This is a genomic window from Halobacillus sp. ABA4_118, from assembly GCF_056160205.1.
On sequence record NZ_JBSWWS010000001.1, the window covers coordinates 861,949 to 877,292 of the forward strand.

Consider the following 15,344-nt stretch of genomic DNA (forward strand, 5'->3'; position numbering starts at 1 on the left):
AGTTATCCATTTATCACACTTCCCTTATACAACATCTGCGAAATTCTTTTGGAGTTTAGTAAAAGTCACCCATCCGATCACAAGAACAACTAAAGCGAAAATTAAAGAAAATAATAATAACGAAAAGTCAGGTGCACTATTATGAAGCACGGCCTGTCTATATCCATCAAACAGACCAGTCAAAGGATTTAAAGCCATATATGGTTTATATTGGGTTGGTATCGCTTGATAAGAGTACATGATGGGGGACAAATACCTCCCCATTCTCAACATAATCGGCGCTACCAGCCCAAAATCCCTCACATAAGCATTTACCGATGAAAGAAACAACATCAGTCCCAGCATCATCATAAACTGGATTATAAATATTGGAATGACATATAGTGCATTGAACCCCAGCGGAATCTGGAAGAACAGAAGCACGAGGGCCAACGCTATTAATGTAATAAAGAAATTAAAGGTTTCTGATAATAGCTTTACCAGCACCAACGCCGGCCTGTAGAAATTCCTCTGACGAATCAGCCCCGCGTTCCCAATAATCGTTCTTGATGATGCATTTACAGCATTATTGAAGAACAACCAAGGCACTAGTGCAACAAAGAGAAACGCTGGGTAAGGAAACCCCTCACTTGGTAAAGGAACTAATAGGGAAAAGGCAATTGATAGGACAATCATTAATCCAAGGGGTTCAATGATTACCCACAGTTTCCCTAATAGGGATTGCTGATATTTTGATTTCAGTTCTCTCTTAGCCAGAGTAAAGACGAAATCAGCGTGCTGCTTAAAACCTGTCTGCGAATTGTTCATATATAACACCTTAATAGTTAGTCTGGTCATCTTACAATCTTATATCGATGGTCATATCTCTTATCTTACAAAACCTGTTATGAATATAAAACCCGCTTGATCCATGATTTCGACGCTCTCATACAAGAAAAGCAGGTACACAATACCTGCTTTTCTCTATTTACTCAGCCAGATACTGCTTCATTTGATGTATGAAAGATTCATAATCAGCGAGTAGTACAGGATTCACGTTTTGCTTCTGCTGAGTAGCCTGTTCAATTAAAGGCAGTCCCTTCAATTCTTCACCCTCTTCTCTCGGAATCAAGTGAATATGAAGGTGTCGGACTGCTTCACTGATCGTCACCATATAGAGACGCTCAGCCTTTCCCTGCTCTTTCAAAAAAGCTTCCACCTTTTTGACCAGCGGGCCAACCTGAGAGAATTCCTCCGTTGACAATTCCGTCCAATCTTCCACGTGTCGCTTCGGCTCTAAATAAACATAACCTAAGACATGAGAAGCGTGAGGACCTGAGCTGATTACCCAGGCGTCATTCTCAAAGAGGATGCCAGGGTCGTTCTTCTGATGTTTTTCACAAATTGGACATGTCGTCATCGTCATTCTCCTTACTGCTGGACTTTTACCGTTTCCGACTTTGTGACACCGGCAAGGTAATCTTCGATCCATTCATTCAAATCACCTTTCGCATCGAGAATGGTCTCGACTACCTCACGGACAGCCCCTTCGCCGCCTTTGGATTTTGTTACGAGGTGGACATTTTCCTTCACAATCGCCACCCCGTCACTCGGGGCACAGGCAAATCCTGATTGACGAAGGACAGGAAGATCGTTGATGTCATCACCAACGTAACAGACCTCAGCCATCGTCAGATTGAGTGACTCCAGAATCTCATCAAGCACTTTCTGTTTGTGATGGATCCCCTGGTAGACAAAATCGATTTTCAGTTCTCCGGCGCGTTTTTCAACGGCCGGTGATTGACGGCCGGTGATGATGGCTGTTTTAATGCCGGCATAGCGGGCAAGACTGATGCCCATGCCGTCTTTTGTGTGAAATGGTTTATATTCGACTTGATCGGATCCAATGTAGAGGCGGCCGTCTGTCAGGACACCGTCTACATCAAGAACCATAAGCTTTACGTTTTGTGCACTCATATTAAATCCCCAAATTCATCATATCGTGAAAATGAATCATGCCAAGCGGCTTGTTATTCTCATCAATGACCGGCATGACGTTGATTCGCTTTTCTTCCATTATTTCAAGTACATTGGTCGCCAGCACATCGGCCTGGGTTGTAATCGGCATCGTGTTGCCGAGCTCTTTTACTGTCTGATCCATGACGTCTTCTCCGCTTGCCATAGCACGGCGGATATCACCATCGGTCAGAATGCCTTGAAGCGTTCCATCTTCCCCGACGATGCAGGTGGCTCCGAGACCATGCTTCGTCATTTCAAATAAAGCATCTTTCACTGTGCAGGATTCGGTAACCATCGGGCTTTTTTTCGATGCAGCCAGAAGGTTGTCGATCGTCATTAACAGACGGCGTCCCAGTGAACCGCTGGGATGGAACAGTGCAAAGTCTTCCGGCTGGAAGTTGCGTTTTTTCAACAGGGCGACTGCAATCGCATCTCCAAGGGCCAGTGTGACGGTCGTACTTGTTGTAGGTGCCAGGCGAAGCGGGCACGCTTCTTCAAATCTGCCCAGGGTCAGAACTACATCAGATTTGATAGCCAAAGTCGACATCGGGTTTTTCACAATACAGATCAGGTTTGTACCAATCTTTTGAAGGGAAGGCAGTAGGTTAAGAACTTCCTCGGTCTCTCCACTGTTTGAAAGGGCAATGACCGTATCTTCAGAAGTGACCATACCAAGGTCGCCGTGAAGACCTTCAGAAGGGTGCATGTAAATCGCCGGTGTTCCAGTACTAGCTAGAGTTGCAGCAATCTTTTTACCGATGAGACCTGATTTACCCATACCCGTTATAATCGTACGATTCTTGGTTGATAAGATCATTTCGATTGCTTTATCTATGTTTTCATCCAAATGCTCTTTCAGGCTTGTAATCGCACCTGCTTCGACATCCAAAACTTCTTCCACGATTGAACGGTAATCTACTTCGGTTTGCAAATCCAACATGTGAGTTCCCACCCTTTATTTGATATTTTTTACTAAGCGGTCGATTTCTGCGATTGGCTTCAGTACGTCTTCCAAATCTTCCATTCTTACCATGTTTGGGCCGTCAGAAGGTGACTTCTCAGGCTCTGGGTGAACTTCCATGAACAATCCATCAATGCCTACGCCGGCGGCTGCACGGGACAGGTATGGAACAAACTCGCGCTTACCACCAGTAGATGTTCCGTTTCCGCCTGGAATCTGAACACTGTGTGTCGCATCGAAGACAACAGGAGCACCAAGCTCTCTAATCGTTACAAGAGAACGCATGTCTACAACAAGGTTGTTATAGCCGAATGTGGAGCCACGCTCTGTCAGCAGTGTGTTATCGTTCCCAGATTCCTGCAGTTTCGTAACGACGTTCTTCATGTCGTTCGGTGCGAGGAACTGTCCTTTTTTCACGTTGACGATCTTTCCTGTTTTCGCTGCTTCAACAAGAAGGTCTGTCTGACGGCATAGGAACGCTGGAATCTGAATGATATCCAGGACTTCACCGGCGGCTGCCGCCTGGGAAGGAGTATGGATATCAGATGTAACAGGTACGCCTACTTCTTCTTTGATGGCTGCAAGCATTTCCAGGCCTTTTTCGAACCCAGGTCCACGGTAGGAGTGGATAGAGGAGCGGTTGGCTTTATCAAATGATGCTTTGAACACATAAGGAATGCCGAGTCTGTCAGTGATTTCTTTTACTTTTTTTGCATTATCAATGGCTTCCTGGAGGTCTTCCAGTACGCATGGTCCTGCAATAAGGACAAATGGATTGTTACCGCCGAATGTAATCTGATCGTTTAGTTTCGTTTCAATGTTCATTGTGTTACCCCCATAATATTTTCTACTTTTTGGATATCTTCTGGTACGTCAACGCCTACAGCATCGTAGGACGTTTCAACTACTTTGATGGAATAGCCGTTCTCCAGCAGGCGCAGCTGCTCAAGGACTTCCACCCGCTCAAGCGGAGACTGTGGCAGGTCAACGAATTGAGTGATCACTTCACGTGGGTAGCTGTATATTCCAAGGTGCTTGTAGTAGTTGATAGTTTCTTTGGAGCGGTTGTAAGGAATCTGCGATCTTGAGAAATAAATCGCTGAATCTTTCTGGTCTGCGATGACTTTTACGATGTTCGGGTCCTGCACATCTTCCATGTTCTCGAGCTTCGTTTTGGCTGTGACCACACTTTCCGGGTTCTCAAGCGCAGTTTCTACGATTTTGTCAATCGTGCCTGTATGTATTAAAGGCTCATCTCCTTGAATGTTGACGAAGATATCTCCTTCAATTTTGGAAACAACTTCAGCGATACGATCAGAGCCTGTTTCGTGATCTTCACTGGTCATAACGACGCGTCCACCGAAGTCAAGAACGGCCTGCTTGATGTCTTCATGATCCGTGGCGACCACCACTTCATCAATCACTTGTGATGCACGGACTCTTTCAAACACATGCTGAACCATCGGCTTTCCTAAAATATCGGCTAATGGTTTTCCAGGGAATCTGGAGGAGTTATATCTTGCAGGTATGATGCCAACGACTTTCATTCTGTTCACCCCTAAATAAAGATTTATAGTCCGGAACACTGTCCAAATGTTCCGCTACGTTTTCAGCTGTCGCAGGATTCCGGCTGATCAAGTTGCCTTCCAGCTGATAGTTGAATCTCAGATAATATAAAAACTGAGAAATGAGAGTATCGTTCACCGGATGTTTGAGTATATATTCTATTTCTTTATGCAATTGATTCAGGTCCTTACAATGCCGGACGACACCGTCAATGTTGTAAAACGCATCCCCAAGGGTGATCACCGGCTTGTGCTGGATCAGCGCTTCAATCCCCACCGTGGAATTGATGGTGATCACCCCGAGACTTTTCCGGATCAGTTCCGGTACACTCCGCTTCTGCAGGAACATTACCCTTGGGTTGTCTTTGTACCGCTTCTTCAACTGTTTATAATTGTTGCGCGGCATATCTTCCGGATGCTCCTTGAAAACCAGATGGATATTGCGGTTCTGCTTCCGATTGATCTCTTGTACATGGGCGTAGGTAAGGTCAACGAGTTCCTCCATACTTTTGATTGAGGAATTGTAGAAAATCTGCGTATCCCTGGATACTTGAAAAGGAACAAATAGAAACTCCTCCGGCAGAGGCTGTTCATCCATTTTCATGAATTTAAACCCCTGTTTGAAGAGGAAGTATTTGATGGCTTCATGCCAGGTGATATGTGCATACAAGTTCGGGTTGACCTTCAGCACACTGCCGAGCATACTTGCTACTTTTACTAAAGCCACCTGCGTCAAGTTTTCCCCTTTGACGTTCAGAAGGTCTTCATTTTCCGGATGAGTGAGATGGTGCTTCATCCGCTTGTCGTCCATTTGGACAACTTCATAGAAATGTCTGCTTCTGGGAATGGAGGCATCATTATTGATTCCTTGAGGATCACATGTAAGCGTATGAGGCCTGAAATAGCCTTGTTCGAAATAGATCGTCTGCAGCTGTCTTTTTTCCGCCAGGTATTTTGATACCTGATCGATCCAATGATAGCCGTTGAACATGCAGATAAAATCGATGTGGTGTTCCTCAATGAACTGATCGATAAAATACATATACTGCTTGTACATGCGGAGTTCTTTCTCTGACACCTGCGTATTTTTCATCTCTTTTTTATACGTAATGTTATAGATCTTCATTTCGAGCAGTTCTTCATCCGAAATCGGGTAAACCTCTTGTGATATGTATTTGGGAACGAAAACTGCCTTAATTTTACTTGGAATTAAGAGTTCACCCAGCTCGAATTTCAGTTGATAACACGTATGCCCTTTTTCTTCTAATTCAGAAGCTACGTCAGAAAAAAAGTGCTTATTTCTGTTGCCCCTTAAAAACAAGTAATTCGCCATCCAATTTCCCCCAAATTGCTTTGCTTGCAAACCCCTCAATAACCGCACTTTTCAAAATATAAATTCTTTTTTGAAATACGTAATGTATTCTACCATATACAGGGAGTCAAATGAAGAAAATTGGAGTAAAAGATGTTAAAATGTTGTAAAATGTCATATGATATCGCTTACATTTGTGTTATACTAGACTTAATGTCTTTATTTTTTGGTTAAAATTGGTATTTATCTTTTCAAAACCCAAAAAAAGCGTAAGACTCTTTTAAGAGTCCTTACGCCTTTTTTTATATATTTGAACTTTCAACCGCCTGCCCTGCTTCCGATGTCCCTGGTTCCCGATGCGTCACATACGTGCCGGCGATGAAATCATGAATGGCGCGTTTGTCTTCGCGGATCCCGACCATAAACGCACTGACGGTCGCTCCAATACCGAAAGTCACGGCGTAGACAATTCCACCGACGACCTCTCTTAAAATCATCTTGCCGAATCCTACATCTGTGCCATCCTGTTTCACGATCCGTACGCCGACAGCCTTCTTCCCGATTGTATATCCGGCCCATAGCGCTGGCAGGATGACGTAGTAGAGAGTTGCAATGGAGTTAAAAGCAGTATTGTCCTGATTGAAGCCTTGAAAAATGATAAAGTTCAGGGCAGCAATGACAATACCTACTAAAAGTCCGTCAATAACCAATGCACCCAACCTCACCCCGAACCCTGCAGGCATCTTTTCATTCATACTCTCATCTCCCAAAGTTTGTATAGTTCTTCTATACCACAAAATGCATTTTTACACATTTACACACCAAAAACCCCGGTGACGGGCTGGGCACTGAAAACTAAGGATATGTGAAAGGTATGGATTATTGACGGCCTAACATGGAAGCCCTCACTTTTATGTATTCTTTTCATAGTAAAAGAAAACCACTCTTTTTAAATGGGGCGCCGTTGATGCTACGCTGAGCTTTCGGTGTTGACGCCTGCGGGAACAGCACAAGCCTAAGGTCCCCTTGGTCAAATGATCTTCTTGACCAAGTCAGCTTAGGCCGGGCCCGCGGCAGGCATCCACCGATAAGCGATACGGGGCCGTAAACGGTTGATAGTATCTCGACAACATAAAAAACCCAGGCGCTTGGCCTGGGTTTTCGTCTATTAAATATTCATCCAATCCGTATGGAACGTTCCCTCTTTATCGACACGCTTGTACGTGTGAGCACCGAAGTAGTCACGCTGCGCCTGAAGCAGGTTCGCAGGGAGTTTCTCTGTGCGGTAGCTGTCATAGTAAGCAAGCGCACTGGAGAATGCCGGTACTGGAACACCGTTCTGGATTGCAAGCGCGATCGTTTCGCGAAGCTCTTTTTGATACGTTGTTGCGATGTTTGTGAAATACGGGTCCAGAAGCAGGTTGGACAGGTGGTCTTCACGGTCATACGCTTCTTTGATCTTCTGCAGGAACTGCGCACGGATGATGCAGCCGCCGCGGAAGTTCATCGCGATATCGCCGTACTGAAGGTCCCAGCCTTTTTCTTCACTCATGGACTGCATCTGAGCGAATCCTTGCGCGTAGGAGCAGATTTTACTCATGTACAGCGCTTTGCGGATCGATTCGATCGCTTCTTCCTTGTTGCCGGTGAAGTTCACTTCAGGACCGGTCAAGTACCTGCTTGCCTTCGCACGCTCTTCCTTCATCGCAGAGATGAAGCGGGCGAATACGGACTCGGTAATGATCGGAAGCGGTACACCTAGATCAAGGGCACTCTTACTCGTCCATTTTCCTGTTCCTTTTTGACCGGCTGTATCAAGGATCACTTCGACCAACGGCTTGCCTGTTTCTTCGTCTACTTTCGTGAAGATATCGGCCGTGATTTCGATCAGGTAGCTGTCCAGCTCGCCTTCGTTCCACTCTTTGAATACTTCGTGAAGCTCCTGGGCGGACAGGCCGAGGACGTTCTTCATAATGAAGTACGCTTCACAGATCAGCTGCATGTCCCCGTATTCGATACCGTTGTGGACCATTTTCACATAGTGACCGGCACCACCGAGTCCCATGTAGGCGGCACACGCTGTACCTTCAACGTTCGCTGCGATCGCATCAAAGATCGGCTGCACTTCTTTGTACGCTTCGATCGGTCCGCCGGGCATGATGGAAGGACCGCGGCGCGCGCCTTCCTCTCCGCCGGAGAAGCCGGTTCCGATGAAGTGGATGCCTTTTTCTTCTAAGTAAGCGGCACGGCGCTCGGTATCTTCGTAATACGTGTTTCCGCCGTCGATCAGCATGTCGCCTTCATCAAGGTGAGGCACAAGGCTTTCGATCACTTTGTCGGTTGTTTCGCCGGCTTTGACCATCATAAGGATTTTGCGTGGGGATTCCAAAGAAGCCACGAATTCCTCGGCACTGTAGGCACCGCTGACGTTGCCGGTGTTTTCTTTGTTTTGGACGAGCTCATCGACACGGTCGGTCCAGTAGTCATACACCGATACTTTATATCCGTTATCTTGAATGTTCAGGGCAAGGTTGGCACCCATAACTCCTAAACCAATGACACCGATGTTCTGTTTCTCCATGTTTCAATCAGTCCCCTTCTCTATCCGTAATTTATACTTCCCACCAGGTATAGCCGTCTTCGTTCAGCAGTTTCTCCGCTGCTTCCGGTCCGTGGGATCCAGCGTTGTACGTGTGAAGCGGAAGCTCGTCGGCTTCGAAGGCTTCAAGAATCGGTTGAATCCACTGCCAGGAAAGCTCCACTTCGTTCCAGTGCGCAAAGTACGTCGCATTTCCTGCCATGGCGTCATTCAACAGGTTTTCATACGCTTCCGGCTGCTCATCCAGGTTTTTCGTGAAGTTGACGTAGGCCGGTTCGAATTTCTCGTTGCCGTCATCCTTCAGGTTGACGCGCAGACCGATGCTTTCGTTCGGGTTGATTTCAATCAGAAGCAGGTTGGATGTAGCGCCTTCGGAATCCGGCTCATCCTCGACTTCGTTCTTGAACTCGATGATGATGCGGGTAGATTTCTGGCTAAGACGCTTACCGGTACGAATGTAGAACGGAATGCCTTTCCAGTATTCGTTATCGATGTACAGACGGGCAGCGAAGTACGTGTCGTTGTTGGATCCTTCTTCGACACCGTCTTCCTCGTGATAGCCGACAACGGACTGAGCGTCCACTTCGCCTGCTTCATACTGACCGCGGACGACATCCTGCTGGATATTGCCCTCATCAACCGGGCGCAGTGCCTGCATGATCGCCGATTTCTTCTCTTCGATTTGCTTGGCGGACAGCTTTTCCGGGTGGTGAAGAGCGGTCATCATCACTAATTGTAACAAATGGTTCTGCACCATATCGCGGATCGCTCCGGATTTATCGTAATAACCCGCACGTGTACCGACACCGACGGTTTCACTGGCGGTAATCTGTACGTTGGCAATCTGGTCATGGTTCCACAAGGATTTCAGAATCGGGTTCGGACGGATCAACGATTCCAGGTTCTGCACCATCGGCTTGCCTAAGTAGTGGTCGATGCGGAAGATTTCTTCTTCATCGAACGCTTTTCTCAATTCAGCATTCAGGTGACGGGCGGTATGCAGGTCACTGCCGAACGGCTTCTCCACGATCAGCTTTTTCCAGCCGTCGGTTTCTGTGATGCCGCTCTTCTGAAGCGATGCCGTAATCGGCTCGACAAGGCTCGGCGCCACAGATAAGTAGAACAGACGGTTCTGTGGAATGGATTTCTCGGTTTCACGCTCTTCAATGAAAGCCTTCAAGTCGGCGTATGACTGCGGCTCCATTGCGTCAAAGATGAAGTAGCGGAAGCTTTCCAGAAACTCTTCCATATGGGATGGATCCGCTTCTCTACGGGAGAACGTAGACAGCGACTCCTTGATGATTTCACGGAAGTCCTCCTGGGAATACGGCCGGCGGCCTAAGCCTACGACAGATAGAGAGGACGGCATTTTTCCTTCGACATATAAATTGTATAAAGCCGGATAGATTTTACGTTTCGCAAGATCGCCGCTGGCTCCGAATAATACGAAAGTCATATCATCCATAAGCTGAGCGGAATCGATTCCAAGCTGACTTTGGTTGCTTTGTTCGTCCATTTTCCTGTTACCTCCTGTTTCTCTGTACGATTCATTTACACCGCCTATAGTATAAAACATGTCAGAGGATTATGTAAGTAATCCACCTTAAACGAGGTGAAAGAAAAGGGAAGCCGTCGCCCGCTTCCCTTCCTTATGGTTCATCTAAACCGGCAGGCTATGCACGGTTGTAAAGATCAATGATTTCATTCAACAGCCGCTCCGTATCGCTTTCCTTGGCTGCCTGTTCGCCGTTCTCGATCAGCCGCTTACGCAAGAGCTCATCCTCCATCACCCGCTGCAGGCCGGCCTGTAAGGAAGACACACTCTTCGGCTCGACGAGCACACCGTGATCATCCGCCAGCAGGTAGGAAAGACCGCCGACATCCGATCCGACCACAGGGGTATGGCACGACATCGCCTCAAGGGCGACAAGACCGAAGCCTTCGATGTAGGACGGCAGGGTGAACACATCAGCGGCAGCCATCCATGTGGCGACCGTCTCCTGGTCTTTCGGTCCGTGAAAATGGATAAGGGAGCTGTTTTTCTGCTGGACGCTCTCTTTCAATTCCTGGAGGTAACGTTCTTCTTTGACGCTTCCAATGAGGTGGAGCTCCACTTGTTTATCCTGCTTCTGGATGTTCTGTACGGCTTCCAGCAGCTCGGTGAGCCCTTTCGCCTTGATATGGTTGCCGACAAACAGGATGTGAAAATGATCCGGGTTCAGCCCGAGTTCTTTTTTCGCTTCGGTACTGTCGACCGGCTGGAAGACGCGGCGGTCGACCCCCATATTAATGAGGGACACCTTGTTTTCCGCGACTCCAAAGCCGTCAATCACTTCCGATTTCAAAGCCTCGCCGACAACGATAACGTGATCGGCTTCATGAAGGATCTTTTTCGTCAGCTTCTTGATCAGGCCGCTCTTTTTCGCCATCTGATCGAGATCTCCACCGTGGGAGGTGACGATCAGCTTCGTTTTGAATAGCTTTTTGAACAACAGCCCGGGCAGGCCGCTCGGAAAGATATAGTGCGCATGCACGACATCATACGACCGCCCTTTCGTGATGAAGCGGGCAAGGATTTTCAAAAGCCAGATCACATACTTGCGGATCAGGTTGCCTTTCCCGCCGCGGTTATCACGGTTGACGGCAGTATCAACGGAGATCCCTTTTTCCTTCAGGGCCTCCACCTGATTTTTCACAAAAATGCCGTACGTCGGTGTGCGGTGACTCGGATACATGTTGCTGATGACGAGTACACGTTTACTCATAAGCGCCCTCCTCGATTAGAGGTCATATTCATGCTCCGGCCGCATATTCAAGAGGTAGCCGAGCATGGCGAAGTAGAAGATCGTGAACGAATCGCCTTCCCAGATGTTGTACACCATCCCGGCGGCATAGGCCGCAAGCAGAACAGCGAGGAGCACCGGACCGAGCAGCGTTTCGTTCCGCTTTTTCCAAATGTGGTACAGCATGTTCAACAGGAAGATGGCGAATAAAATGACACCGACCGCCCCTGTCTGGGTGATGATCTGGATGTACTGGTTGTCCGAGAAGAACTCCCGCTCGATGCCGTAGTCATCGTAAATCGGTGAATCATAGCTCAATGTCGCCCCGTCACCGAATGTGGCAAAGCCGGTTCCGATGATCGGATGATCGAGATAAATTTCAAAGCCTTTGCTGACAATCCAAATACGTCCGGACTGGCTCGACTGCTCGCGCGTTTCCTTATCAATCGTGGAACCGAGCCGGTCCTTGAAGCTTCCTTCACTGTCGTCATACTGCGACTGCTTCTCTTTCTTCTCTTTTCCGAAGTCGGTGTTCTCGACGATCGACGTTCCGATACTGACCGGCACAGCGATAAGAATCACACCGGCGGCGAGCGATATGAGCAGCGGCTTCAGGAAGTTCCACTTTCTAGCTACAACGACGTAAATCGCAAGCGCAAGTGCGAACGCGATCCATGTTCCACGTGAATACGTGAGACTCCAGACGCCGAACAGACAGGCAAGGGAAACGTAGGTGAGCCACAGCCATTTGCCTGTAAAACGGTTGCGGAAATACATGATGATGATGATGGAAAAGGACAGGTAATACGCAAGCACGTTCGGGTTTCCTGTCATTCCGTAAATACGGATCCGGTTCGTTGCAGACAGCGGCATATCCTGCCAGCTCTGCGGGAGAAAGACGCCGCGTAGGGACAGCTTTTCAACCATGCCGTGGATACAGATCAGGAAGGTCATGATCAGCGTCGTGAGAATAAACTTGTTGATGTCTTCCTTCGTGATGTGCAGCCTTCTTGCTATGTAGAACACGAGGTAAAACAGCAGGAAGCCGCGGATCTGGAAGATGATCGCTGTCAGGGATACACCGGTCAGGTACGCCGATACCGCTCCGACAATAAGGAAGCCGAAAAAGGCGTATTCAAACCAGTAGAACTGGAACAGCTTTTTTAAATCCTTGCGGTACATGAGTAGGACACGGAATAAAAGCGCAAAGATGATGATGTCGCCGATCCCTTTTAATGCCGGGTTGAATTCCAGCAGAAACGGGCGGATCGGGAAATACGTAAATAAGATCAGAAGCGAGTTCTTCGGCTTGAAGAGTGCGTAGCCGGCGAAGAACAGCATGATCAGTAGATCGATCACCGTGTTATCGAGAGCTGCGCCGATGAAGAAAAGCGCAAGCGCGACGAACACGAAGTATAGTTTTCTCCATGGGATAGGCATGGGGGACACCTCTTTTCTATGATGATTAGTTGATGGTTTTGCGGTACAAATCCTTCTTCATGGCGTAGTTTTTGAAAATCGCCCACAGCAGTGTATCGGTACGGTTGACCTGCTTGAACTTCTCCGGGAAATCATAGCCCATCTGATCGAGCACATCGACGTGTTTCACGAAGTTGGATTTGTCCCATTCGATGAACGCCTCCGCAGTCTCTACAGGATCAGACGCCAGTTTTCCTTTGTAATAGTTCAGTTCCAGGAAGCCGTCAAAAGCGATGGCCTGGGAATCGAACACTTCGGTCGCCTCCACTTTCCTCTCATGCTGCTCGGACGTGTCGACGAGGCAGTTGATCGAATCCGGTGGGAAGGCGCAGTTGATTTCATACATGCGGATTTTCGAGCGTACGTTATCCATCCGCTTCAGCGTATCACTGAGCAGTTTGGCGGTGGCGCTGTGATCGGTATGCGCATCGATGAACGGCGTCGTGTAGATGATGTCCGGGCTCAGGGTTTCGATCCTTTCCTTCAAGTATTGAATCGCATCCGGGGTGCTTGATACACCACCGTCCGGCAGATTGAGGTAGGCGACGTCCGTCAGTCCGAGGATGTCTTTGACCTTGTCAATCTCCTGGCGGCGCTTGGCATTCAGCTCCTCCGCACTCATCTCAGAAACACTGCTCGCTCCATCGGTGATGAACACACAATGGACCTCCGCTCCCTGATCGGCGTGCTGGCGGAGGGTGCCGCCCGGCCCGATCGTTTCGTCGTCCATATGGGGCGCGAGGACGAGCACCTTCTGGACCGGTTCATTTTTCAGCGCCATCAGGTCTGCGTTATAGTGACGGCCGAGGATGAATTTCGTCATCGGTGCGTTGACCGGACGCACCGCGTTCATGAATAATTCTTTACGACTCATGACGTTGCTCCTTTCTTTTTCCGTTTCGTAACATTATGGAGTAGAAACATAAAGGCGTCCGACTTCATAACAAAAGCGGCTCCGACAAAGACAACCGCGCCGACAACGGCGACGATGATAATAATGAACAGGTTCGGCAGTCCTGTAATCAGCGGTTTGATGGCCAGGACGGCTCCCGTCATAAGCGCGGCTGCGGCTGTGATTTTCGCGTAATCGATGAGGATGGACTTGAAGTTGAGTCCTCCAACAAGCTTTGTGAAAACGATGAGGCATGCCCCTGTATAGAAGAGCGCCATCACAGATGCCGCAAGCGGGATGCCGAGGTAGCCGAGCCATTTGGCAAATACGAAGTTGAAGACGACGTTCAATAAGATGGAACCGACACTGATCATGAGGATCAGGTGGCCCTTTTTCATAGTATAAAAGCCTTTGTTGATGATGTTGTTGAGACTGAAGAACAGGACGGAGCCGAAGTAGAAATACGCGACCTGAGTCGTGGCTTCGGTCGCCTTGTTATCAAAGGCACCGCCTTCATACAACAGCTCGATCAAGTTCGGCATCAAGAGCATCATGCCGATGATCGACGGCATCAACACGAGGTACATCGTTGTGAGCCCTTTTTCAATACCCTTTTTAAACTGCCCGGTATCGTTCGTTGTAATCGCTTTAGATAATAACGGGAAGATAATCGTCGCAATCGTCACCCCGAAGATCGCCTGCGGCATGTGCACGAAGTTCTTCGCCGTGTTGATATACATGACCGCTCCCTCGCCCTGGTAGCTGGCAAAGACCGAGCCGACAAGCAGGTTCACCTGGCCGACCATAACCGTCAGTCCTACAGGCAGGAAGATCCAGTAAAACTGGCGCACCTCCGGCCAGTCGAATTTCTCTTTCAGCGTCAACGACTTCTGAGGAACGACGATGAACGCCTTGAAGATGAGGGATAGGACGGTACCTACCGCATAACCGATCGCCAGCGAGTACGCCCCGATCTGGTTGGCAAATAGGAATGCACCGGCAATCGAGCTTAAAATGACGATGATTTGAGAAACAATCGACAGGGAGAACTTGTTTTCCGCGTCAAAGAACGCCTCCAGCACCGAGTTCATGCCGACGAACGATATACACGCAAAGAAGATGACCGTCACCCAGATGGCGATCTGACTCGCTTCCGGACTGAAATCCGGATACAAGAGCGGAATCAGCACTGGTGCGATGGCCATTCCGATAATCGAAAGAACAAGAGCAAGTCCGGCGGTTCCTTTGAAGACCTGTCCCAGATGCGAGCGGCCGCGTTTCTCTTCCGCCGCCTGGATATAACTCGGAACGAGCGCATTCTTCATCCCGTTCTGCATGAATAATATCAGCATATTCGGAATAATGAAGGCAGCCAGGTACGCATCCGCCACGTAGCTTGCCCCGAAGTAGTAGGCGATGACCATGTCCCGGATCAGTCCGGAGACCTTCAGGATCAGGGTGGCGCCGATAAACAGTATGCTCGCTAAGCCTAATTTAGATTTCACACAAATACCTCTTTCAAGTTTGCTAAAATCAAACAAATTTCGCTATGTAACACTATAATCCATACTTGTTGATTTTACCATAACCTTAAACGAATCGTAATCGTCTAGTCATATCTTTTCCATATATGGGCAGAAGCTCATGCGACCTGAGTGGGGTGGGGGTTGAGGTGGATCGGCGGGGATGTGGGGGTTGTTGATCTTTTGTGGGATTCGTTGATATATGAGCGGAATAATCGATATACGCGGATAA

General features: G+C 48.2%; 14 protein-coding genes. All 14 read right to left on the minus strand.

Annotated features, from left to right (window positions below; genetic code table 11):
* Positions 1-24 precede the first annotated feature (24 nt).
* Positions 25-807, minus strand: a complete 783-nt coding sequence (locus ACXAGL_RS04275) for an ABC transporter permease (protein ID WP_474990067.1) — start codon at positions 805-807, stop codon at positions 25-27.
* A 160-nt stretch (positions 808-967) separates the two neighbouring features.
* The gene (locus tag ACXAGL_RS04280; protein WP_474990069.1) at positions 968-1,399 is read right to left on the minus strand and encodes an HIT family protein; all 432 of its coding nucleotides are present in this window, start codon (positions 1,397-1,399) and stop codon (positions 968-970) included.
* 11 nt (positions 1,400-1,410) lie between these two features.
* A complete protein-coding gene (locus tag ACXAGL_RS04285; protein ID WP_474990072.1) occupies positions 1,411-1,956 on the minus strand; it encodes a KdsC family phosphatase in 546 nt (181 codons plus the stop codon).
* 1 nt (position 1,957) lies between these two features.
* A complete protein-coding gene (locus tag ACXAGL_RS04290; protein ID WP_160836544.1) occupies positions 1,958-2,938 on the minus strand; it encodes a KpsF/GutQ family sugar-phosphate isomerase in 981 nt (326 codons plus the stop codon).
* A 15-nt stretch (positions 2,939-2,953) separates the two neighbouring features.
* Positions 2,954-3,784 (minus strand): 3-deoxy-8-phosphooctulonate synthase, encoded by an 831-nt coding sequence (kdsA, locus tag ACXAGL_RS04295; RefSeq protein ID WP_474990074.1) that lies wholly within the window; start codon positions 3,782-3,784, stop codon positions 2,954-2,956.
* On the minus strand, positions 3,781-4,506 hold the full coding sequence (kdsB, locus tag ACXAGL_RS04300) for a 3-deoxy-manno-octulosonate cytidylyltransferase (protein WP_474990076.1): 726 nt from the start codon (positions 4,504-4,506) through the stop codon (positions 3,781-3,783). Before kdsB ends, kdsA begins: the two co-directional genes overlap by 4 nt.
* On the minus strand, positions 4,472-5,857 hold the full coding sequence (locus tag ACXAGL_RS04305; RefSeq protein WP_474990078.1) for a capsular polysaccharide export protein, LipB/KpsS family: 1,386 nt from the start codon (positions 5,855-5,857) through the stop codon (positions 4,472-4,474). Before ACXAGL_RS04305 ends, kdsB begins: the two co-directional genes overlap by 35 nt.
* 281 nt (positions 5,858-6,138) lie before the next feature.
* The gene (locus tag ACXAGL_RS04310) at positions 6,139-6,591 is read right to left on the minus strand and encodes an RDD family protein (RefSeq protein ID WP_474990080.1); all 453 of its coding nucleotides are present in this window, start codon (positions 6,589-6,591) and stop codon (positions 6,139-6,141) included.
* Between the two features lie 413 nt (positions 6,592-7,004).
* Positions 7,005-8,417: an NADP-dependent phosphogluconate dehydrogenase gene (gene gndA, locus ACXAGL_RS04315; RefSeq protein WP_474990082.1), complete on the minus strand. Its 1,413-nt coding sequence runs from the start codon at positions 8,415-8,417 to the stop codon at positions 7,005-7,007.
* Positions 8,418-8,448: 31 nt separating this feature from the next.
* Positions 8,449-9,900 (minus strand): glucose-6-phosphate dehydrogenase, encoded by a 1,452-nt coding sequence (zwf, locus tag ACXAGL_RS04320; protein ID WP_474970439.1) that lies wholly within the window; start codon positions 9,898-9,900, stop codon positions 8,449-8,451.
* A gap of 208 nt (positions 9,901-10,108) precedes the next feature.
* On the minus strand, positions 10,109-11,200 hold the full coding sequence (locus ACXAGL_RS04325; RefSeq protein ID WP_474990084.1) for a glycosyltransferase: 1,092 nt from the start codon (positions 11,198-11,200) through the stop codon (positions 10,109-10,111).
* 15 nt (positions 11,201-11,215) lie between these two features.
* Complete coding sequence (locus tag ACXAGL_RS04330; RefSeq protein WP_474969651.1) at positions 11,216-12,658, minus strand: O-antigen ligase family protein; 1,443 nt, start codon at positions 12,656-12,658, stop codon at positions 11,216-11,218.
* A gap of 25 nt (positions 12,659-12,683) precedes the next feature.
* A complete protein-coding gene (locus ACXAGL_RS04335; RefSeq protein WP_474990086.1) occupies positions 12,684-13,571 on the minus strand; it encodes a PIG-L deacetylase family protein in 888 nt (295 codons plus the stop codon).
* Positions 13,568-15,094 carry a murein biosynthesis integral membrane protein MurJ gene (gene murJ, locus ACXAGL_RS04340; RefSeq protein ID WP_474990088.1) on the minus strand — a complete coding sequence of 509 codons (1,527 nt, stop codon included), beginning with the start codon at positions 15,092-15,094 and terminating at the stop codon, positions 13,568-13,570. Before murJ ends, ACXAGL_RS04335 begins: the two co-directional genes overlap by 4 nt.
* Between the last annotated feature and the right edge of the window lie 250 nt (positions 15,095-15,344).

Excerpts from the sequence above, each read along its gene's own strand:
- ACXAGL_RS04275 (WP_474990067.1), bottom strand. The coding sequence starts at position 807 with ATGAACAATTCGCAGACAGGTTTTAAGCAGCACGCTGATTTCGTCTTT.
- ACXAGL_RS04280 (WP_474990069.1), bottom strand. The coding sequence starts at position 1,399 with ATGACGACATGTCCAATTTGTGAAAAACATCAGAAGAACGACCCTGGC.
- ACXAGL_RS04285 (WP_474990072.1), bottom strand. The coding sequence starts at position 1,956 with ATGAGTGCACAAAACGTAAAGCTTATGGTTCTTGATGTAGACGGTGTC.
- ACXAGL_RS04290 (WP_160836544.1), bottom strand. The coding sequence starts at position 2,938 with ATGTTGGATTTGCAAACCGAAGTAGATTACCGTTCAATCGTGGAAGAA.
- kdsA (WP_474990074.1), bottom strand. The coding sequence starts at position 3,784 with ATGAACATTGAAACGAAACTAAACGATCAGATTACATTCGGCGGTAAC.
- kdsB (WP_474990076.1), bottom strand. The coding sequence starts at position 4,506 with ATGAAAGTCGTTGGCATCATACCTGCAAGATATAACTCCTCCAGATTC.
- ACXAGL_RS04305 (WP_474990078.1), bottom strand. The coding sequence starts at position 5,857 with ATGGCGAATTACTTGTTTTTAAGGGGCAACAGAAATAAGCACTTTTTT.
- ACXAGL_RS04310 (WP_474990080.1), bottom strand. The coding sequence starts at position 6,591 with ATGAATGAAAAGATGCCTGCAGGGTTCGGGGTGAGGTTGGGTGCATTG.
- gndA (WP_474990082.1), bottom strand. The coding sequence starts at position 8,417 with ATGGAGAAACAGAACATCGGTGTCATTGGTTTAGGAGTTATGGGTGCC.
- zwf (WP_474970439.1), bottom strand. The coding sequence starts at position 9,900 with ATGGATGATATGACTTTCGTATTATTCGGAGCCAGCGGCGATCTTGCG.
- ACXAGL_RS04325 (WP_474990084.1), bottom strand. The coding sequence starts at position 11,200 with ATGAGTAAACGTGTACTCGTCATCAGCAACATGTATCCGAGTCACCGC.
- ACXAGL_RS04330 (WP_474969651.1), bottom strand. The coding sequence starts at position 12,658 with ATGCCTATCCCATGGAGAAAACTATACTTCGTGTTCGTCGCGCTTGCG.
- ACXAGL_RS04335 (WP_474990086.1), bottom strand. The coding sequence starts at position 13,571 with ATGAGTCGTAAAGAATTATTCATGAACGCGGTGCGTCCGGTCAACGCA.